The organism is Pseudomonas sp. CFBP13528 (genome assembly GCF_005233615.1).
Lineage (GTDB): Bacteria > Pseudomonadota > Gammaproteobacteria > Pseudomonadales > Pseudomonadaceae > Aquipseudomonas > Aquipseudomonas fluorescens_AM.
In genome coordinates this window covers 123,369-143,293 of sequence record NZ_QGAJ01000002.1, presented here as the reverse complement: position 1 = coordinate 143,293, position 19,925 = coordinate 123,369, and the positions used below count along the sequence as shown (strand labels likewise).

14 protein-coding genes and 2 pseudogenes are annotated in these 19,925 nt (G+C 61.8%); 7 read left to right on the top strand and 9 right to left on the bottom strand.

The genetic code is table 11. The features are described 5' to 3' along the window. Positions 1-113: 113 nt before the first annotated feature. The 3 genes from PspCFBP13528_RS04190 to PspCFBP13528_RS04180 form a co-directional block, all read right to left on the bottom strand. Complete coding sequence (locus PspCFBP13528_RS04190; protein WP_137199695.1) at positions 114-359, bottom strand: hypothetical protein; 246 nt, start codon at positions 357-359, stop codon at positions 114-116. Positions 360-672: 313 nt separating this feature from the next. Beyond that, positions 673-1,092, bottom strand: coding sequence for a hypothetical protein (locus PspCFBP13528_RS04185; RefSeq protein ID WP_137199694.1), 420 nt, complete (start codon positions 1,090-1,092; stop codon positions 673-675). Between the two features lie 295 nt (positions 1,093-1,387). Next, positions 1,388-2,971 carry a peptide chain release factor 3 gene (locus PspCFBP13528_RS04180; RefSeq protein ID WP_065883636.1) on the bottom strand — a complete coding sequence of 528 codons (1,584 nt, stop codon included), beginning with the start codon at positions 2,969-2,971 and terminating at the stop codon, positions 1,388-1,390. Between the two features lie 359 nt (positions 2,972-3,330). Here PspCFBP13528_RS04180 and PspCFBP13528_RS04175 point away from each other — a divergent pair, with 359 nt between their 5' ends. The 5 genes from PspCFBP13528_RS04175 to PspCFBP13528_RS04155 all read left to right on the top strand — a co-directional run bounded on the left by PspCFBP13528_RS04175 (position 3,331) and on the right by PspCFBP13528_RS04155 (position 8,409). Continuing rightward, on the top strand, positions 3,331-4,020 hold the full coding sequence (locus tag PspCFBP13528_RS04175; RefSeq protein WP_170827556.1) for an ABC transporter permease: 690 nt from the start codon (positions 3,331-3,333) through the stop codon (positions 4,018-4,020). Between the two features lie 37 nt (positions 4,021-4,057). Next, positions 4,058-4,951 (top strand): glycine betaine ABC transporter substrate-binding protein, encoded by an 894-nt coding sequence (locus PspCFBP13528_RS04170; RefSeq protein WP_137199693.1) that lies wholly within the window; start codon positions 4,058-4,060, stop codon positions 4,949-4,951. Between the two features lie 12 nt (positions 4,952-4,963). After that, a complete protein-coding gene (locus tag PspCFBP13528_RS04165) occupies positions 4,964-5,617 on the top strand; it encodes an ABC transporter permease (protein ID WP_057726112.1) in 654 nt (217 codons plus the stop codon). After that, positions 5,614-6,771: an ABC transporter ATP-binding protein gene (locus PspCFBP13528_RS04160; protein ID WP_005784718.1), complete on the top strand. Its 1,158-nt coding sequence runs from the start codon at positions 5,614-5,616 to the stop codon at positions 6,769-6,771. Before PspCFBP13528_RS04165 ends, PspCFBP13528_RS04160 begins: the two co-directional genes overlap by 4 nt. Positions 6,772-7,245: 474 nt before the next feature. Then, positions 7,246-8,409 carry a type III PLP-dependent enzyme gene (locus tag PspCFBP13528_RS04155; RefSeq protein WP_003188470.1) on the top strand — a complete coding sequence of 388 codons (1,164 nt, stop codon included), beginning with the start codon at positions 7,246-7,248 and terminating at the stop codon, positions 8,407-8,409. Between the two features lie 65 nt (positions 8,410-8,474). On the opposite strand, the pseudogene PspCFBP13528_RS04150 reads toward PspCFBP13528_RS04155, so the two are convergent. Further along, positions 8,475-8,588, bottom strand: a pseudogene (locus PspCFBP13528_RS04150) (type II toxin-antitoxin system RelE/ParE family toxin); the annotation flags it as partial. Continuing rightward, positions 8,588-8,674: pseudogene (locus PspCFBP13528_RS27690) on the bottom strand (CopG family transcriptional regulator); the annotation flags it as partial. The pseudogenes PspCFBP13528_RS27690 and PspCFBP13528_RS04150, both read right to left, overlap by 1 nt. A gap of 61 nt (positions 8,675-8,735) precedes the next feature. Here PspCFBP13528_RS27690 and PspCFBP13528_RS04140 point away from each other — a divergent pair. Beyond that, complete coding sequence (locus tag PspCFBP13528_RS04140) at positions 8,736-11,273, top strand: sulfite reductase flavoprotein subunit alpha (RefSeq protein WP_137199692.1); 2,538 nt, start codon at positions 8,736-8,738, stop codon at positions 11,271-11,273. A gap of 132 nt (positions 11,274-11,405) precedes the next feature. Here the strand turns inward: PspCFBP13528_RS04140 and PspCFBP13528_RS04135 are convergent, their stop codons facing one another. From PspCFBP13528_RS04135 to ptsP, 4 genes are all read right to left on the bottom strand, one after another. After that, positions 11,406-12,947, bottom strand: a complete 1,542-nt coding sequence (locus tag PspCFBP13528_RS04135; RefSeq protein ID WP_065951572.1) for an alkaline phosphatase D family protein — start codon at positions 12,945-12,947, stop codon at positions 11,406-11,408. Between the two features lie 192 nt (positions 12,948-13,139). Continuing rightward, positions 13,140-14,843, bottom strand: a complete 1,704-nt coding sequence (locus PspCFBP13528_RS04130) for a PTS fructose-like transporter subunit IIB (protein ID WP_065951571.1) — start codon at positions 14,841-14,843, stop codon at positions 13,140-13,142. 11 nt (positions 14,844-14,854) lie between these two features. Beyond that, the gene (gene pfkB, locus PspCFBP13528_RS04125; RefSeq protein WP_137199691.1) at positions 14,855-15,775 is read right to left on the bottom strand and encodes a 1-phosphofructokinase; all 921 of its coding nucleotides are present in this window, start codon (positions 15,773-15,775) and stop codon (positions 14,855-14,857) included. Then, complete coding sequence (gene ptsP, locus PspCFBP13528_RS04120; RefSeq protein ID WP_137199690.1) at positions 15,776-18,634, bottom strand: phosphoenolpyruvate--protein phosphotransferase; 2,859 nt, start codon at positions 18,632-18,634, stop codon at positions 15,776-15,778. A gap of 293 nt (positions 18,635-18,927) precedes the next feature. Here ptsP and cra point away from each other — a divergent pair, with 293 nt between their 5' ends. Continuing rightward, positions 18,928-19,923 (top strand): catabolite repressor/activator, encoded by a 996-nt coding sequence (cra, locus tag PspCFBP13528_RS04115; RefSeq protein WP_065950664.1) that lies wholly within the window; start codon positions 18,928-18,930, stop codon positions 19,921-19,923. The last annotated feature ends 2 nt before the right edge of the window (positions 19,924-19,925 follow it).

Below are 19,925 nucleotides of genomic sequence, written 5' to 3'. Positions count from 1 at the left end.
CAAGCTCGCTCCTACAGGGGTGATGCGGCGTCAGTGAGTTCTACAGCCCTTTCCGTCAGGTTGCGCATCAGCCTGGCGGGAGGGGCTTCTTTTTTTCGGGTTAGCGCGGCGTCTCAGGTTTCGCCGTCGTCGAAGGTCACACTGTCTTCCCCTTCGTTGATCGGGTTTTCCGGATCTTTAACGTCTGTGGGCTGGGGCTGCGGTTTCCAACTGCCGGAATTGACCTCGTTGGCCTTTCTCTTGGTGACAGGGCCGGTGTCCTTCCATTGGGGCGTGCCATCGCCGGCCAGTGCCGGGACGGTTGTCAGCAGTGGGCCTGCCAATAGCATCAGACAAATAACGTATCGAACCTTTCGCACGGTGGACTCCTTCGCAGTCAGTGTGTGAACGCTAGACCCGATGCAGGGTTCTCGCCAATTCCCAGCCTTACAGAGATCAGAATGTGGGAGGGGGCTTGCCCCCGATAGCAGTGGGCCAGGCCGTTACATGTCACTGATACACCGCCATCGGGGGCAAGCCCCCTCCCACAGTTGATTGCATTTCAAATGCCGAAAAAAGGGCGAAGCCATTACAGCTTCGCCCTTCTCTCAACCGCCAAGATCTTAATGGTGCTCACCTTCCATCATCACCTGATTGCCCAATGCTGGAACCAGGCGAGAGAACCTTTCGAGACTATAATACAGTAACGTTCTGCTTCAATATAAAGAACCCTTCGACGCGTGTTGGCGAGCCCTGAACATCCACATGGAGATCAAACTTAAAAAATCCGGATTTCTCTGAGGAATTTATCATTCCAGTCACAGAACCGGACGTAACTTCAGTACGCCCCCCTACTACATAATGATCCACACGGAATCCCTGACCGACAGGAATATCGACACCCCAAAAGTCATACGAGTCGAATGTAAAGGTAAAGCCCGTTTCACGAATACCGTTCTCAGTATCCCGACCTTTGAATATCGGTAGAATCGGTTGCGGCCCCTCTGCAAGATATACGTACTTATACGGCGGGATTACCAGCCCCCCGTTTTCAAAACGATATTCAAAGTATCCAGTGGCATTCTGTATCTGTTCTTCCTCATGACTGACCATGATCCAATCTCCATGCCAGGTAACTGATAGAAAGATCTGTACGTTCAAATCCCAAACCAAAAACATGCTGTTGAACGTCTACTTATAAGCACTGACGGAAGGCCACACGACCTTGCCTGTTCAAGAAGCAGAACCGTTCTTACATTCTTCTCCTGGTCTATCTAACGGCTGAACACGATAAGAATCTACTGTCAAACTTCACAGTTGACTTATAGGCGCTTACGAAGTCAAAAAAAAACCCTAAAGGTAAAATCTTTAGGGTTTTTAATTAGTTGCTCAAGATGAGAGCCCTGAATCAATGGTGCTCGCGGGTCGCGCGGAATTTCACATCCGGCCAACGCTCTTCCATCAGCGCCAGGTTGACCCGCGTCGGGGCCAGGTAGGTCAGGTGACCACCGCCATCCACCGCCAGGTTTTCCACGGCCTTGTTGGAAAACTCTTCCAGTTTTTTCTTATCGCTGCACTCGATCCAGCGCGCCGAATACACGGTAATAGGCTCGTAGGAGCATTCCACCTTGTATTCCTCTTTCAAGCGGCTGGCGACCACATCGAACTGCAGCACACCGACGGCGCCGAGGATGATGTCGTTGCTGCGCTCGGGGAAGAACACCTGGGTGGCGCCCTCTTCCGCCAACTGCTGCAAGCCTTGGCGCAGTTGCTTGGATTTGAGCGGGTCGCGCAGGCGTACGCGGCGGAACAGTTCCGGGGCGAAGTGCGGGATACCGGTGAAGCCCAGCGCTTCGCCTTCGGTGAAGGTGTCGCCGATCTGGATGGTGCCGTGGTTGTGCAAACCGATGATGTCGCCGGCGTAGGCTTCTTCGAGCTGTTCACGCTCGGAGGAGAAGAACGTCAGGGCGTCGCCGATGCGTACGTCCTTGCCGGTGCGCACGTGGCGCATCTTCATGCCCTTTTCGTAGCGGCCGGAGCAGATACGCATGAAGGCGATACGGTCGCGGTGCTTGGGGTCCATGTTCGCCTGGATCTTGAACACGAAGCCGGTGAATTTCTCTTCGACCGGTTCCACGGTGCGCTCGTTGGCGACACGGGCCAAGGGCTTCGGTGCCCAATTCACCACGGCGTCGAGCACGTGGTCGACGCCGAAGTTGCCCAGGGCGGTGCCGAAGAACACCGGAGTCAACTGACCGTCGAGGAATTCCTGCTGGTTGAATTCATGGCAGGCGCCCTGCACCAGTTCCAGCTGGTCGACGAAGCGGTCGTACTCGTCGCCCAGGTGGGCGCGGGCTTCGTCGGAGTCGAGCTTTTCGATGATTTTCACATCGGTGCGCTCATGCCCGTGGCCGGCGGTGTAGACGATGATGTAGTCATCGGCCAGGTGATACACGCCCTTGAAGTCGCGGTAGCAACCAATCGGCCAGGTGATCGGCGCGGCCTTGATCTTCAGGACGGCTTCGATTTCATCCAGCAGCTCGATGGGATCGCGGATATCGCGGTCGAGTTTGTTGATGAAGCTGACAATCGGTGTGTCGCGCAACCGGCACACGTCCATCAACGCGATGGTGCGTGGCTCGACGCCTTTACCGCCGTCGAGCACCATCAGCGCCGAGTCCACTGCCGTCAGGGTGCGGTAGGTGTCTTCGGAGAAATCTTCGTGGCCCGGGGTATCAAGCAGGTTGACCATGTGGTCGCGATACGGAAACTGCATGACCGAGGTGGTAATGGAAATACCCCGTTGCTTTTCCATTTCCATCCAGTCGGATGTCGCATGGCGGTCGGATTTACGCGATTTCACCGTGCCGGCCACCGCAATTGCCTTGCCCATCAGCAACAGCTTTTCGGTGATGGTGGTTTTACCGGCATCGGGGTGGGAAATAATGGCGAAAGTGCGGCGTTTCGCGACTTCGGCGGCCTGGTGGGTCATGGGAAATCGCCTGGCAGGTGAGTCAAAAAAGGGCGGCGAGTATAGCGCAAACGCGAGGGCACGGACCACCGTTGAGCCCATTGGGGGTGGCTAAATGCTCCCAAGTGTGGAACCTTTTAAAAGGTAGAGACGTCCACTCCCCTGCTTACGCACTCGGAACAGGGGCTGGAAAATCAGCAAGTTAGCCTGACGAGGCTGCGCTTATGGCTCGAACTCATGCCGCTTTTGGCGGCATTGGCGAGCTGCATTTCGCGATCACATTTCGCTGACAGCCAGCAATGGCGTGCCACGCGTGAATGTGTTCGTCGACAGAAGAAAAAAGGAGTCCGCCTGTGGCTATTCGCTATGGCAAAGGGCTTATGGGAGCAGCGGTTGTCGTCGCGCTCCTGGCCCTGCTGGTCCACTGGATCGGCATCAACACGATCGAATTGTACCGCGACGATTTATTGTTTTACCTGCAAGCTCATTTGATTCTCGTCCTGGTCTCCATGCTGGCCGCCCTGATTGTGGGGATCCCCGCCGGTATCCTGCTCAGTCGACCGAACATGGTCGGGCGCGCAGAACGCTTCATGCAGATTTTCAACATCGGCAACACCGTCCCTCCCCTGGCCGTACTGGCCATCGCCCTCGGCGTCCTCGGCATCGGCAGCGGCCCGGCCATCTTCGCGTTGTTTCTCGCCTCTCTCCTGCCCATCGTGCGTAACACCTACGAAGGCCTGAAAAATGTGCAGGGCTCACTCAAGGAAGCCGCCACCGGCATCGGCATGACCCCGCGCCAGGTGCTGTTTCGCGTGGAATTGCCCAATGCCGTGCCGATCATCATCGGTGGTGTACGGGTGGCCCTGGCGATCAACGTCGGTACCGCGCCGCTGGCGTTCCTGATCGGTGCCAACAGCCTGGGCAGCCTGATCTTCCCCGGCATTGCCCTGAACAACCAGCCGCAACTGCTGCTCGGCGCCGCCTGCACCGCGCTGCTCGCATTGCTGCTTGATGGTCTGGTGACCATGGCCAGCCGCCTCTGGCTGGAACGCGGGTTACGTCCGTCTTGAGGCTTGGCCACGTTTTAGGCCTGAAACAGGAACTCACATGAAAACACTAAGCTTGATATTAGGCTGCGTCCTGCTGTTTGCAGGTACTGCGCACGCCGCTGAAAAACCGGTGATTCGCATCGGCGCCCGGGTATTCACCGAACAGACCCTGCTAGCCGAAATCACCTCCCAATACCTGCGCACCAAGGGCTACGACGCCCGCGTGACCGGCGGCCTGGGCAGCAACCTGGCGCGCAGCGCCCAGGAAAGCGGGCAACTGGATCTGATCTGGGAATACACCGGCGTGTCGCTGGTGGCTTACAACCACATCGACGAGAAGCTCGACAGCGAACAGTCCTACGCACGGGTCAAGGAACTCGACGCGAAAAAGGGCCTGGTCTGGTTGTCGCCATCGCGCTTCAGCAACACCTACGCCCTGGCGTTGCCGGAGAAGGTTGCTCAGGAACACCCCGAGATCAACAGCATCAGCGATCTCACCAAAGCCATGGCCGAAGACGCCAAGGATCACCGCCTGGTCGCCCTGGACACCGAGTTCGCCAACCGCTCCGACGGTCTGGCGGGCATGGTCAAGCTCTACGACATGAACCTGACGCGCAAGAACACCCGGCAGATGGACGCGGGCCTGGTCTACACCGCGTTGCGTAATGGCCAGGTGTTTGCCGGCCTGGTCTACACCACCGACGGTCGCCTGAACGCGTTCAAGTTGAAGCTGCTCGAAGACGACAAACACTACTTCCCGGACTACACCGCTGCCCCGGTGATCCGCCAGGAATACCTCGACCAGCACCCGCAACTGGCCGCCGAGCTCAAGCCTTTGGCCACGCTGTTCGACGACGAAACCATGCGCCAGCTCAACGCACGGGTCGACGTCGACCATGAAAGCCCGTCCGCCGTTGCCGCCGATTTCCTGCGCCAACATCCAATCAACTAACGAGGAGAAGACATGGAATTTTTGAACGCCTTTTCCCATCTTGATTGGGCCCAGGTCCTGCACCTGACCTGGCAGCACATCACCCTGGTCGGTATCGCTGTGATCCTCGCGATTGTCGTCGGTGTGCCCCTGGGCGTGCTGATGACCCGCTACCCGACACTCGCCGGCCCCTTGCAAGCCAGCGCCACGGTATTGCTCACAGTGCCCTCCATCGCCCTGTTCGGCCTGCTGCTGCCGTTCTATTCCAAGTTCGGCCAGGGCCTGGGGCCGATGCCGGCGATTACCGCCGTGTTCCTCTACTCCCTGCTGCCGATCATGCGTAATACCTACCTGGCGCTCACCGGTGTCGAGCCGGGCATTCGCGAGGCCGCCAAAGGTATCGGCATGACCTTCGGCCAGCGCCTGCGCATGGTCGAACTGCCGATTGCCGTACCGGTGATCCTCGCCGGCGTGCGCACCGCCGTGGTGATGAACATCGGTGTGATGACCATCGCCGCCACCATCGGCGCCGGTGGCCTGGGTGTACTTATTCTGGCTTCCATCAGCCGCAGCGACATGTCGATGCTGATTGTCGGCGCCGTGCTGGTCAGTCTCCTGGCCATCTTCGCCGACCTGCTTCTGCAATGGCTGCAACGCTCGCTGACTCCAAAAGGATTGCTCAAATGATCGAACTTCAAAACCTGTCCAAGACTTTTCAAAGCAACGGCAAGACTGTCACCGCCGTCAACGATGTAAGCCTGACCGTCAACGAAGGCGAAATTTGCGTATTCCTCGGTCCTTCGGGCTGCGGCAAGAGTACGACGCTGAAGATGATCAACCGTCTGATCAAGCCCTCCTCGGGCAAGATCCTGATCAACGGCGAAGACACCACCGACCTGGATGAAGTGACCCTGCGTCGCAATATCGGCTATGTGATCCAGCAGATTGGCCTGTTCCCGAACATGACCATCGAAGAAAACATCGTGGTGGTGCCCAAGCTGCTCGGCTGGGACAAGCAGAAATGCCACGACCGCGCCCGCGAACTGATGAGCATGATCAAGCTCGAACCCAAGCAGTACCTGCACCGCTACCCGCGTGAGTTGTCGGGTGGCCAGCAACAGCGCATCGGTGTGATTCGCGCCCTGGCGGCCGACGCACCGTTGCTGCTGATGGATGAACCGTTCGGCGCGGTCGACCCGATCAACCGCGAGATGATCCAGAACGAGTTCTTCGAAATGCAGCGGGCGCTGAACAAGACCGTGATCATGGTCAGCCACGACATCGACGAGGCCATCAAGCTGGGCGACAAGATTGCGATCTTCCGCGCCGGCAAGCTGCTGCAGATCGACCATCCCGATACGCTGCTGGCGCACCCGGCGGACGAGTTTGTCAGCAACTTCGTCGGCCAGGACAGTACCCTCAAGCGCCTGTTGCTGGTGAAGGCCGAAGACGCGGCGGACAACGCGCCGTCGGTGAGCCCGGAAACCCCTGTGGCCGATGCGCTGGAGCTGATGGATGAGCACGACCGCCGCTATGTGGTGGTCACCTGCGCCGAGAACAAGGCGCTGGGCTATGTACGCCGTCGCGACCTGCACCGTCAGACCGGTACCTGCGGCCAGTACCTGCGCGAGTTCAACGCCACGGCCGCGTATGACGAGCACTTGCGCATCCTGCTGTCGCGCATGTACGAGTTCAACCGTTCATGGTTGCCGGTGATGGATGCCGAGCGGGTGTTCCTGGGTGAGGTGACCCAGGAGTCGATTGCCGAGTACCTGAGTTCCGGCAAGTCCCGTGGCGGCAAGACCAGCATCGTCTCCCCGGCCGAGACCGCCCTGGCCTGACCTGACGCGACACAGGTCAAAATGTGGGAGGGGGCTTGCCCCCGATGAGGGAGGGTCAGTTGATAACTATTTGACTGACCCACCGCCATCGGGGGCAAGCCCCCTCCCACATTTGCCCCACGGTGAGTCAGGGAAATGTCCTCAATTCCCACTCAGCGGGGAACATCAATCCGTCACACCGGTCGGTTACATAAGTAGCTGAACGGGGTCGCGCGACGAACGCGTGCAAAAACGCGACATTTTTAGTTGATCCCACGCCCGTCAAGCCCTAAAGTTCGCGCCGAACGTCCATGCTGGAAACGATCCATCCGGCTCAAGTACTGACGACGAGACAGCAAGGCCAAGGGACGCGTATCCCATGGCCTTTTTGCTTTCGGCGACATGCCTTGGGAAGTAGGCGAACCAAAGTGGGGATACGGAGGACGTTCATTTGCGCCCATTGATTAATACAGTTTGCCCTTAGGAGTTCCCAGCATGTCGATCAACGTCGAAGATTATTTCGCGCGCGCCACCTTTGACAAAATGAAGGCGTTCGCCGACAAACAGGAAACCCCGTTCGTGGTGATCGACACCGCGATGATCAGCCAGGCCTACGATGACCTGCGCGCCGGTTTCGAATTCGCCAAGGTGTATTACGCGGTCAAGGCCAACCCGGCCGTCGAGATCATCGACCTGTTGAAAGACAAGGGTTCGAGCTTCGACATCGCCTCGATCTACGAGCTGGACAAGGTCATGGACCGTGGCGTCAGCGCCGACCGTATCAGCTACGGCAACACCATCAAGAAATCCAAAGACATCCGCTACTTCTATGAGAAGGGCGTGCGCCTGTTCTCCACCGACTCCGAAGCCGACCTGCGCAACATCGCCAAGGCCGCGCCGGGCTCGAAAGTCTATGTGCGCATCCTCACCGAAGGCTCGACCACGGCCGACTGGCCTTTGTCGCGCAAGTTCGGCTGCCAGACCGACATGGCCATGGACCTGCTGATCCTCGCCCGTGACCTGGGCCTGGTGCCGTACGGCATCTCGTTCCACGTCGGTTCCCAGCAGCGCGATATCAGCGTGTGGGACGCGGCGATCGCCAAGGTCAAAGTGATCTTCGAGCGCCTGAAAGAAGAAGACGGCATCGAGTTGAAGCTGATCAACATGGGCGGTGGCTTCCCGGCCAACTACATCACCCGCACCAACAGCCTGGAAACCTACGCTGAAGAAATCATCCGCTTCCTCAAGGAAGACTTCGGTGACGACCTGCCGGAAATCATCCTGGAGCCGGGCCGTTCGTTGATCGCCAACGCCGGTATCCTGGTCAGCGAAGTGGTGCTGGTAGCGCGTAAGTCGCGTACCGCCGTCGAGCGTTGGGTATACACGGATGTGGGCAAGTTCTCCGGCCTGATCGAAACCATGGACGAAGCCATCAAGTTCCCGATCTGGACCGAGAAGAAAGGCGAGATGGAAGAAGTGGTCATCGCCGGCCCCACCTGCGACAGCGCCGACATCATGTACGAGAACTACAAGTACGGCCTGCCGCTGAACCTGGCGATTGGCGATCGCTTGTACTGGCTGTCGACCGGTGCCTACACCACCAGCTACAGCGCGGTTGAGTTCAATGGGTTTCCGCCGTTGAAATCGTTCTACGTGTAAGACGGCTGCAACTAAAAAGCCCATGACGTTTCATGGGCTTTTTTGTGCGTGCTCCGCAGTTTCAGCGCCCGGGACAGTGCCTGCACGGTGCGCGCGGCAGCTTGGCGGTTCACCACAGAGAGGAAGTCGTACAATCGAGCCAAGTCGGATAAGGCTTTACTTGTCCACTTCAGCGCCATCAGCGCGGAACCGGTAGCGGCGAGTCCATGCCCAGGCTATCGGCCCAGGCCTGCACTGCCTGGTGATCAATCACACGCCCCCCATCGGCAACTCACGGCATAATGCGCGCCGTGATACCTCTATCCAGCTAAGCGAGGCGCTTTGACGTGTTGAAGAAAACCCTGTTCCAGTTGCATTGGTTCTTCGGCATCACGGCCGGGCTGGTGCTGGCCTTGATGGGGATCACCGGGGCTGCGTACTCGTTCCAGGATGAAATCCTGCGCGCGCTCAACCCCACGGTACTGAACGTACAGAAACGCGAAGCCGGCGTGCTGCCGCCCGCCGAGCTGGTGCGCAAGCTGGAAGCCGCCGAAGGCAAGCGCGTGGCCATGCTGTGGGTGGAAGACCACAGCGGCAAAGCCGCCCGCGTGTCCTTTACCCCGCCGCCAGGCGAGCAGCGTGGCCCGTTGCGTTACTTCGATCCGTATACCGGCGACTACCTGGGTGACGCCGTCGGCCAGGACGTATTCGGCTTCATCCTGCAGCTGCACCGCTTCCTCGCCATCGGCGAAACAGGCCGTAACATCACCGGCGCCTGCACCCTGATCCTGCTGTTTTTCTGCCTTTCCGGCCTGTACCTGCGCTGGCCGCGCCAGGTCAGGAACTGGCGTGTGTGGCTGACCCTGGACTGGCGTAAAAAGGGCCGCAGCTTCAATTGGGATTTGCACTCGGTGTTCGGCACCTGGTGCCTGCTGTTTTATCTGCTGGCAGCGCTGACCGGGCTGTTTTGGTCCTACGACTGGTACAGCCGTGGCGTGACCCAACTGCTGTCCGATGCGCCGCAGAACGAGCGCCTGCGCAAGCGCGGCCCGCCGCCCGCAGGCCCTGCGCCGGTGGCCAACTACGAGACCAACTACGAGGCCATCTGGAGCAGCATCTACAGCAACGCCGGCCCTGGCTTGAGCGCCTACAACATCCGCCTGCCAGCCGTCGCCGGGCAACCGGCCACCGTGTATTACCTGCTCGACAGCTCGCCCCATGACCGTGCGCTGAACCAGATCAACCTCGACCCGGTCACCGGCGAGATCACGTCCCATGAGCGTTACGCCAGCAAGAGCCTCAAGGCGCAGTTGCTGACCAGTGTCTATGCGCTGCACACCGGCAGTTATTTCGGGCTGGTCGGGCGAATTGTGCTCACGGTGAGCGCGCTGCTCATGCCCTTGTTCTTTATCACCGGCTGGCTGCTGTACCTGGACCGTCGCCGCAAAAAACGCCAGGTGCGTGACGCGCGCAAAGGCCTGGTGGACAGCCACAGCGACGCGCCGGCCTGGTTGATCGGCTTTGCCAGCCAGAGCGGCTTTGCCGAACAGTTGGCCTGGCAGACCGCCGGGCAATTGCAGGCCGCAGGGCTTGGGGTGAAGGTGCAACCCCTGGGCAGCGTCAGCCGCGATGACCTCAGCCGGGCGCAACAGGCGTTGTTCGTGGTCAGCACGTTCGGCGACGGCGAAGCGCCCGACAGCGCTCGTGGCTTTGAGCGCAGCGTGCTCGGCCAGGATCTGTCCCTCAAAGGCTTGAACTACTCGGTGCTGGCCCTGGGCGACCGCCAGTACGCGCACTTTTGCGGCTTTGCCCGACGCCTGAATTTCTGGCTGACCCATCAGGGCGGTAACCCGCTGTTTGCGCCGGTGGAAGTCGACAGCGGCGACACAGAGGCCTTGCTGACCTGGCAACAACAGCTCGGCCAGCTTACCGGACACGCGCCGGCGGCGGCCTGGCAGACGGCCCAGTTTGAACACTGGACCTTGAGTCACCGCACCCTGCTCAACCCTGACAGCGTCGGTGCCCCCGTGTACCTGCTGGGCCTCACGCCGCCCTCGCCCAGCGGTTGGCTGGCCGGTGACCTGGTGGAAATCCTGCCGCGCAATTGCCCGTGGGCCATCGCACATTTCCTTGACGGCTTGGGGTTGATCGGCAGTGACGGTGTGGTGATCGACGGCGTAGCGCATACCCTTGATCAAGCCCTGGCCACGCGCCAGTTGCCGCACAACCGCACCCACCTGGTCGGCCTGCATGCCCAGGCACTGGTGGATGCGCTGGTGCCGCTGGGCATGCGCGAATACTCGATCGCCTCGATTGCCAGTGATGGCGTGCTGGAGCTGATCGTGCGCCAGGAGCGTCATCCGGACGGCAGCCTGGGCCTGGGCTCCGGTTGGCTGACTGAACACGCCGTCATCGGCTCGGGCATCAGCCTGCGCCTGCGCTGCAACAGCGGCTTCCATCTGCCCGATGCGCCAGTGCCGCTGATCCTGCTGGGCAACGGCACCGGGCTCGCCGGCCTGCGCAGCCTGCTCAAGGCGCGCATTGCCGACGGCCGGCAGCGTAACTGGCTGCTGTTCGGCGAACGCCATATCGCCCACGACTACCTGTGCCGGGAAGAACTGCAAGGCTGGCTGGCCAGTGGTGACCTGGCCCTGCTGGACCTGGCGTTCTCGCGGGATCAGGCGGAAAAAATCTACGTGCAGGATCGCCTGCGTGAGTCCGCCGATGTGCTGCGCAAATGGCTGGCCGATGGCGCGGCAATTTATGTATGCGGCAGTTTGCAGGGCATGGCCACGGGTGTGGACCAGGCGTTGGTGGACATCCTCGGCAGTGAAGCAGTGGAGCGCCTGATCGAACAAGGCCGCTATCGCCGGGATGTGTACTGATCCCTTACCGACACTGAAGACCAACTGTGGGAGGGGGCTTGCCCCCGATAGCGGTCTGACAGTCATTGATCAATGACTGACCCACCGCCATCGGGGGCAAGCCCCCTCCCACAGTTTTAACCGCGTTCCAGGTCAAGCGGGCTGCAGTTTTTGCTCGAACACAGAGATGCCATCCAGATCGCGCAAAATAACAGTCAACTCCGCCGTCTGTCCGTCAATCTGCACCTCGCCGAAAAACTGAAACCCGGCAAACGGCGAGGTGTTCTGCGCCGGCGGTGCCTTCTCGAACACCACCTCGGGTCCGAAGGTCTTGTCCAACGGATTGGGCCCGAAGCTCCCCGCATTCAACGGCCCCGCGACGAACTCCCAGAACGGTTCGAAATCCTGGAACGCCGCCCGGTCCGGGTGATAGTGATGCGCCGCGCAGTAGTGCACGTCAGCGGTCAGCCATACGTGGTTGCGCACCTTGTGTGCGCGCAGGAACCCCAGCAGTTCGGCAATTTCCAGCTCACGCCCCTGGGCCGGGCCGGGATCGCCGTTGGCAATCGCTTCCCAGCGTGGCACGCCGGGGCTGACTTCACCGTCGGGCACGCCCAGGCCGATAGGCATGTCGGCTGCGACCACTTTCCACTGCGCCCGGGATGCCTTGAGTTCGCGCTTGAGCCAGTCCAGTTGCTCGCGGCCGAGGAAAGGCTTTTCGCCGCCCAGGTTGTCGTCGTTCGGGCCGCGATAACTGCGCATGTCCAGCACAAACACGTCCAGCAGCGGACCATAACCGAGCTTGCGATAAATCCGCCCGCCCGCGTCGGCGCTTTGCCGGCGCATCGGTGAATATTCCAGCCAGGCCTGGCGCGCACGGCCGACCAGGGTATTGATGTCGCGAGTCTGGTAGCGCTCATCCAACTGTTTACTCGACGACCAGTTGTTGATCACTTCGTGGTCGTCCCACTGCCAGATCTGCGGCACCTCGGCATTGAAGCGGCGCACGTTTTCATCCAACAGGTTGTAGCGGTAATTGCCGCGGTATTCATCCAGGGTTTCGGCGACTTTGCTCTTGGCTTCGGTGGTGATGTTGCGCCAGATGCGTCCACCTTCGGTGGCCAGTTGCGCCGGTACCGGGCCGTCGGCGTAGATGGTGTCGCCACTGTGGATAAAAAAGTCCGGCAGGCGCAGGCGCATGGCTTCATAGATGCGCATGCCGCCGATGTCCGGGTTGATACCGAAGCCTTGCCCGACGGTGTCGCCACTCCACACAAAACGGATGTCGCGCCGCTGTTGCGGCACGCTGCGCAGGTGGCCGAACCACGGCTCGCTGGCGATGCCGGTCTGGGCGTCTTCGAAATGCACGCGGTAGAAAATCGCCTGGTCGGCGGGCAACCCGGTGAGTTCGACGCGGGCGGTAAAATCGCTGCGGTTATCGGCCAGCGGCGAGACGAGTCGGCGTGGGTTGCTGAACACACTGCGGGTGTCCCACTCCACCACCATCCGCGCCGGGCGGTCGCTGCGGCTCCAGATCATTGCGCGGTCACCGAGCACATCGCCTGATTGCACACCGTCGGTGAGCAGCGGGCGGTCCTTGACCGACGCAATCACCGCCGGCGCCAGGCCCGGCAGCAGCAGGCCGGCACCGACAGCTTGCATCACGCGGCGACGGCCGAGATCGAAGTGGCTCATGCGAGTGCCCTCTTGAGTATCAAAAGGGCCACTTAAGCATGGCCGGATGAAGCAGATATGACACCGCCCTCACAGACACTGAAGATCAAATGTGGGAGGGGCTTGCCCCCGATGGCAGTGTGTCAGGCACCAGATGTACTGGCTGACACACCGCTATCGGGGGCAAGCCCCCTCCCACATTTTTTTACCGCATCAGGCAGTGACGGCCAACTCCGCCGCTTCCGGCCGCTTGATCAGCGCATACACCACACCGGTCAGCACACTGCCGGCTACAATCGCCAGCAGATACAGCAGCGCATGATTCATCGCATTCGGAATCACCAGCACAAACAACCCGCCGTGAGGCGCGGCCAGTTTGCAGCCGAAGTACATCGACAGTGCCCCCGTCAGCGCACCACCGGCAATGCTGGCCGGGATGACCCGCAGCGGGTCCTTGGCCGCAAACGGAATGGCGCCTTCGGAGATAAAGCACAGGCCGAGAATCATCGCGGCCTTGCCGGCTTCGCGTTCAGTCTGGGCGAACTTGCGCCGGGCCAGGAACGTCGCGATGCCCATGCCAATCGGCGGCACCATGCCGGCGGCCATGGTCGCAGCCATCGGCGCCCCGCTTGACGCCGCCAGCAAGCCGACGGAAAACGCATACGCCGCCTTGTTGATCGGGCCGCCCAGGTCGACGCACATCATGCCGCCCAACAGGATGCCCAACAGCACCGCGTTGGTGGTGCCCATGGTGCTGAGGAAATCCGTCAGCCCGGTCAGCAAGCGGGCCACCGGTGGGCCGACCAGATAGATCATGGCAAGGCCGGTGAACAAACTGGCCAGCAACGGGATGATCAGGATCGGCTTGAGCGCCTCCAGGCTTTGCGGCAAGCGCACCGCCCGCGAGATCAGTTTGACGCTGTAGCCGGCCAGGAAACCGGCGAAGATCCCGCCAATGAATCCGGCGCCCAGCGTGCCCGCCAGCAGGCCGCCGATCATGCCCGGCGCGAGGCCGGGACGATCGGCAATCGAGTAGGCGATGTAGCCCGCGAGCAACGGCACCATCAGCATGAACGCCTGGTCGCCGACGGTTTTCAGCGCCGCCGCCAGGGTGCCTTTTTCCTCAAAGGCATGGATGCCGAACACAAAGGACAACGCGATCAACAAACCGCCCGCCACCACCATCGGCAACATGAACGACACCCCGGTGAGCAGGTGTTTGTACACGCCGGTTTTCTCCGACTTGGCCACTGCGCCGCTGCCGGCGCTTTCCACCGCGCCTTCGGCCAGCGCCTTGTTGAGGGTGGCTTCCGATTGCTTGAGGGCAATACCGGTGCCGCAGCGGTAGATCTTCTTGCCGGCGAAGCGCTCGGTGGCGACTTCGATATCCGCCGCCAGCAGCACCACGTCGGCATCGGCGATGGCCTGCGGACTCAGCGGCGTGCGCGCACCGACCGAGCCCTGGGTCTCGACCTGCAAGTCGTAGCCCAGGCGCTTGGCAGTCTGCTGCAAGGCCTCGGCAGCCATGAATGTATGGGCAACGCCGGTCGGGCAAGCGGTAATCGCGACTATGCGCGGGGCCTTCCCAGCCGGCGCCTCGGTCGCCACATACACCTGCGCCTCCTCGGCGCCCCGACGCAACACCGCGTCGACATCCGCCAGCGCCTGGGCCGGCGTGCTCTGGAACACCCGTTTGCCGACAAAACGGTGCATATCCACCGGCGTGCTGCTGACCAGCAACACCCATTCGGCGTCATCGAGGGTCGCCTGGGACAACTGGCTGTCCGGGCGTTGCACGTCCACCACTTCGACACTGGTGCTCCAGCCCTGGCGCTGTGCGGCGGCGTCCAGCAAGCGCGCGCACAGCACACTGGTGACCATGCCGTTCGGGCAGGCGGTAACAATGGCTAACTTCATCACAAACCCTCTTATTGTTCTGTCAGCGTGCGCACATCGACGCCGCTTTCGAGGCGCGCCAACTGCGCGTCATCGCTGATGCCGAAACCGATTTGCGTCACCGCCATCGCGGCAATTGCCGTGGCGCGGCGCAGGGTCTGCTCGGGCGCTTCGTCGCGCAGCAGGCCGTGGAGCATGCCCGCCAGCAGCGAGTCGCCGGCGCCTACGGTGCTGGCAACCGTCACCCTGGGCGGCGTGGCCTGCACGGTCGCACCCGAGCTGTACCAGCTCACGCCGGCAGCACCGTCCGAGACCACCACATGTTCCACACCCTGTTGATGCAACTGGCGGATGGCATCCGCGGCGTTATCCAAGGCCTGGGCAAGCTCTTCGGTATTGGGCTTGACCATCCAGGGGCCTGCCTTCAAGCCGGCGCGCAAGGCTTCGCCGCTGGTGTCCAGGGCCACTTTCAAACCGAGGTTTTTCAATTGCTCGATCAGGGCCTGAAACCATTGCGGGCTCACGCCACGCGGCAAGCTGCCGGCGACCACCACCGCATCGAATTCGGGGCCGAGGAGCGTGATCATCTTGAGCAGTTCTTCCTGCGCCTGCGCGCTCACCAACGGCCCCGGAGCATTGATGTCGGTGACCCGGCCATCCTGCTCGGCAATCTTGATATTGCTGCGGGTTTCGCCCGGCACGCGGATGAACGAATCGCCAAACCCACGGCTGGCGATCAGCGCCTCGAACGCCTGGGGGTTATCCGCGCCGAGAAAGCCGCCCACACTGACCTCGTGGCCGAGGTCCGCCAGCACCTGCGCCACGTTCACCCCCTTGCCGGCGGCATGGGTGATGAGCGTTTCGCTGCGGTTGACTGCACCGGGTTCCAGGCGCGCCAGGCGTACCGTGAGGTCCAACGCCGGATTCAGCGTCAGGGTCAAAATCCTTGCCATTTACACGGCCTCCACTAGAGCACGTACTTCGGCGGGCGAACCCACCGCGAGTGCCTGTTGCGCCAGGCCCTGGGCCTGGCTCAGGCTGAATTCACGCACCCGCGCCTTCACTTCGGGGATGCTGCGCGCCGACACGCTCAACTCGTCCACACCCAAGCCAATCAGCACCGGCACCGCCAGCGGGTCCGCCGCCAGCTCACCGCACACGCCGACCCATTTGCCATGGGCATGGGCGGCACGCACGGTGATGTCGATCAGTTGCAGCACGGCCGGGTGCAGGCCATCGGCCTGGGCCGACAGCGTCGGGTGCCCACGGTCGATGGCCAGGGTGTATTGGGTCAGGTCGTTGGTGCCGACGCTGAAAAAGTCGACTTCCCGGGCGAGTACCGGCGCCAGCAGCGCGGCCGAAGGCACTTCGATCATGATCCCCAGTTGCAGGTCGGCCACCGGGATTTCCAGGCGCAGACGCTCGGTCATGTCGCGGGCCGCGCGCCATTCATCCACGCTGCCGACCATGGGGAACATGATGCGCAACGGCCGGCTGTCTGCCGAACGCAACAGCGCGCGCAGTTGCGCTTCCATGATCTGCGGGCGTTGCAGGGTCAGGCGAATGCCGCGCACACCGAGGAACGGGTTTTCTTCCTCGGCAATCGGCCAGTACGGCAGCGGTTTATCGCCGCCCACGTCGAGGGTGCGCACCACCAGCGGGCGCCCGTCGAGGCCGTCGAGTACGCGCCGGTATTCGGCTTCCTGGGTGGCTTCGTCCGGGGCTTGGGGGTGGGCCATGAAAATCAGCTCGGTGCGTAACAGGCCGATACCCTCGGCGCCCTGCTCCACCGCCGCGGCCACTCCGGCGCTTTCGCCGATATTGGCGAACACTTCCACCGCGTGGCCGTCGCGGGTCAGCGCCGGTTCATGGCGTTGCGCAGAGGCGGCTTGCAGGCGTTGCTCGCGAGTGTCGCGCTCAACGGTCGCGCGTTGCAGGGTGGCGGCATCGGGGTCGACGTGCAGGCGGCCGCGCTGGCCATCGAGCAACAAGGGTGTACCGGCGCTCAACAGCAATACCGCCGCGCCGGCCCCGACCAGCGCGGGAATGCCAAGCGCGCGGGCGACGATGGCGCTGTGGGCCGTGGCGCCGCCCCGCGCCGTGAGGATGCCGGCGACACGGGCCGGGTCCAGGCGCGCGACGTCCGAAGGGCCGACTTCGTCCATCACCAGGATGTAGGGTTCATTGGGTTCCTGCGCGGTGTCGACGCCGCACAGTTGCGCCAGCACGCGGCGGCCGATGTCGCGCAGGTCGGCGGCGCGCTCGGCGAGCAAGGCATCCTGCAACGACTCCTGCTGCCTGGCGGCCGCTTCGATCACACTCATCCAGGCCGCTTCGGCGCTTTCGCCTTGCTTGAGGCGAGTATCGACTTCGTCGGTAAGCTCGGGGTCGTCGAGCATTTCCTGGTGGGTGATGAAGATCTCGCGAATCGCCTTGGACTGGCTGCGTTCGATCAGGCCCTCGATATCGCGACGAACATCACTCAGCGCAGCCTGCAGGCGTTGGCGCTCGACACCGCAGGACTCACCGCGCAGTGGATAGTCGAAGACCTGCTGCACCTGGATATGCGCAGGGCCGATGGCGATACCGGGCGCGGCGGCAATTGCCTGGATCTGGCTACCGGACAGCGGCGCGCTGATGACTGGCTCGATGTCGACGGTGGCGGGCTGGGCGCTGACGGTCGGCAACGGCTCGACGTCTTCGCCCAGGCCTTCTTCAATCGCGGTCAACAGGGCTGGCAGCGCATCGCCAGCGATCGCCGGCTCAGCGACGAATTCCAGCACCTGGCCACGCCGCGCGCCGAGGCTCAACAGCTTGCTCAGGCTTTTAACCGACACCGCACCGACCGGGCCATCGACAATGCGCACGCGAATATCGCCGTCGAAACTTTTCGCCAGTTGCGCGAGGATCTTCGCCGGGCGTGCATGCAGGCCGTGGGCGTTGGCCAGGGTGATGCGGGCACTGGGCCAGTCGGGCGGCAGTTCGCCACCCAGCACTTCAAGCACGGCACGGCTGCTGGTGGCGCGGCCCAATTCCTGGCCGCGCCCTTCGATCAGCAAGGCACACAGGCGCTCGAGCAACGCCTGATGCGCTTCGCCCAGGCTGGCCAGGCAGAACAGGCCATTGAGCGGCTGGCCCAGATAGCGCATGGGTTTGTCCGGCGTGACGAACGCCAGGCCCGGGCGCTTGACCGTCTGCTCGCTGTGCAACCACCACAGGCCATCGCCCAGGGGCAGTGCATCGACTTGCTGCAACACGGCGGCAAACCCGTTGCTCACGCAATCGGCCTGGCGTAACAGGCGCGCGCCTCGCCACACCAGTTCCTCGAAATCATCGGCCGACACGCCGAGGCTGATCATCTGTGCATCCAGTGCCAGTTCCTGCGGCGCGCCTTGCAGCAGTTTCAGCAACGCCTCGGCGGAACCGGCGCGGCGCAGCGCCTGGCCGAGGTCGGTCTCACCCAGGGCGCGGGTCAGCAATTGCAGCAGGCGCAAGTGTTCATCGGATTTGGCGGCAATCCCGATCGCCAGGTACACGACCTGGCCGTCGCCCCAGTCCACGCCCTCGGGAAACTGCAACAGACGCACGCCAGTGGAAAATACCTGGTCGCGGGTTTCCGGGGTGCCGTGAGGAATGGCAATGCCTTGGCCAAGAAAGGTCGAGCCTTGGGCTTCACGGGCTTGCAAGCCACTGAGATAACCCTCGGCAACCAGGCCATCGGCCACCAGTTTTTCAGCGAGCAGGTGCAAGGCCGCAGATTTATCCACTGCCACCTGGCCCATGGATATCTGCTCTACAGTGAGCTCGAGCATGCCGTTCTCCTAGTTAGTGCGAGGTGCGCACTAGGTATTGTTTTGAATAAATCAGCTTAGCGGTGTTCAAAATTAACTGACTGAGCGGTCAGTTGGCAGTAGCCACTCAGCGGCGAACATCGTAAAAATACCCTTGCTGAAACGTTTAATCTAGAATTTATGGCAGATTACGCGTTAATTGCGCAAGCTTGAAGGGCCACTCGGCGCCTGCTGTGGGACATTGGTCGTATGCTGGAATCGGTTACGATTGGACAAAATGTCGGGGCACGCTCAAAAAAACAAGGAAACCCGGTTTGAAACTCAGTGATATCGCACGTCTGGCCGGTGTGTCCGTGACCACCGCCAGCTATGTCATCAATGGCAAGGCCGAACAGCAACGTATCAGCAACGCGACGGTGGAGCGGGTGCGGGCCGTGGTCCAGGCCCACGGGTTTACGCCTAACCCCCAAGCGGCCGGATTGCGCAGCCGGCACACGCGCACCCTGGGCTTTATCCTGCCGGACCTGGAGAACCCCAGTTACGCACGCATTGCCAAGTTGCTCGAACAAGGCGCACGGGCGCGCGGCTATCAATTGCTGATCGCCAGCTCCGACGATGAAGCTGACAGCGAGCGCCAGTTGCTGCAACTGTTCCGCGCGCGGCGCTGCGATGCGCTGTTCGTTGCCAGCTGCCTGCCAGCCGAGGATGACAGCTATCGCGAACTGCAGGCCAAAGGCTTGCCGGTGATCGCTATCGACCGGGTCATGGAGTCCAGCCAGTTCTGCTCGGTGGTCAGCGACGACCGTCAAGCCTGTCACCAGCTTACCCGCAGCCTGCTGCAACCGTTGCCCAAGCAAATCGCGCTGATCGGCGCACATCCGGAGCTGAGCATCAGCCAGGAACGTGCCGCGGGTTTCCGTGAAGCCCTGCAAGGCTTTACCGGTGAGGTGATCATCGAACAGGGCGAAGCCTTCAGCCGCGACTGCGGGCGACAGCTGATGGAGCAATTACTGCAGCGCCTGGGGCATCTGCCTGACGCTCTGGTGACCACGTCCTACGTGCTGCTGCAAGGCGTGTTTGACGCCCTTCACGACTTCCCGCTCAAATCTCGGCCACTGCGCCTGGGCACCTTCGGCGATACGCAGTTGCTGGACTTCCTGCCGCTGCCGGTCAACGCCATGGCCCAGCAGCATCAACTGATCGCCGACACCGCCCTGCGCCTGGCCCTGGCGGCCATTGAAGAAGAACATTACCAGCCCGGTGTGCACGGCATCAGCCGGACCTTCAAGCAGCGTATTCACGAGGCCTGAGC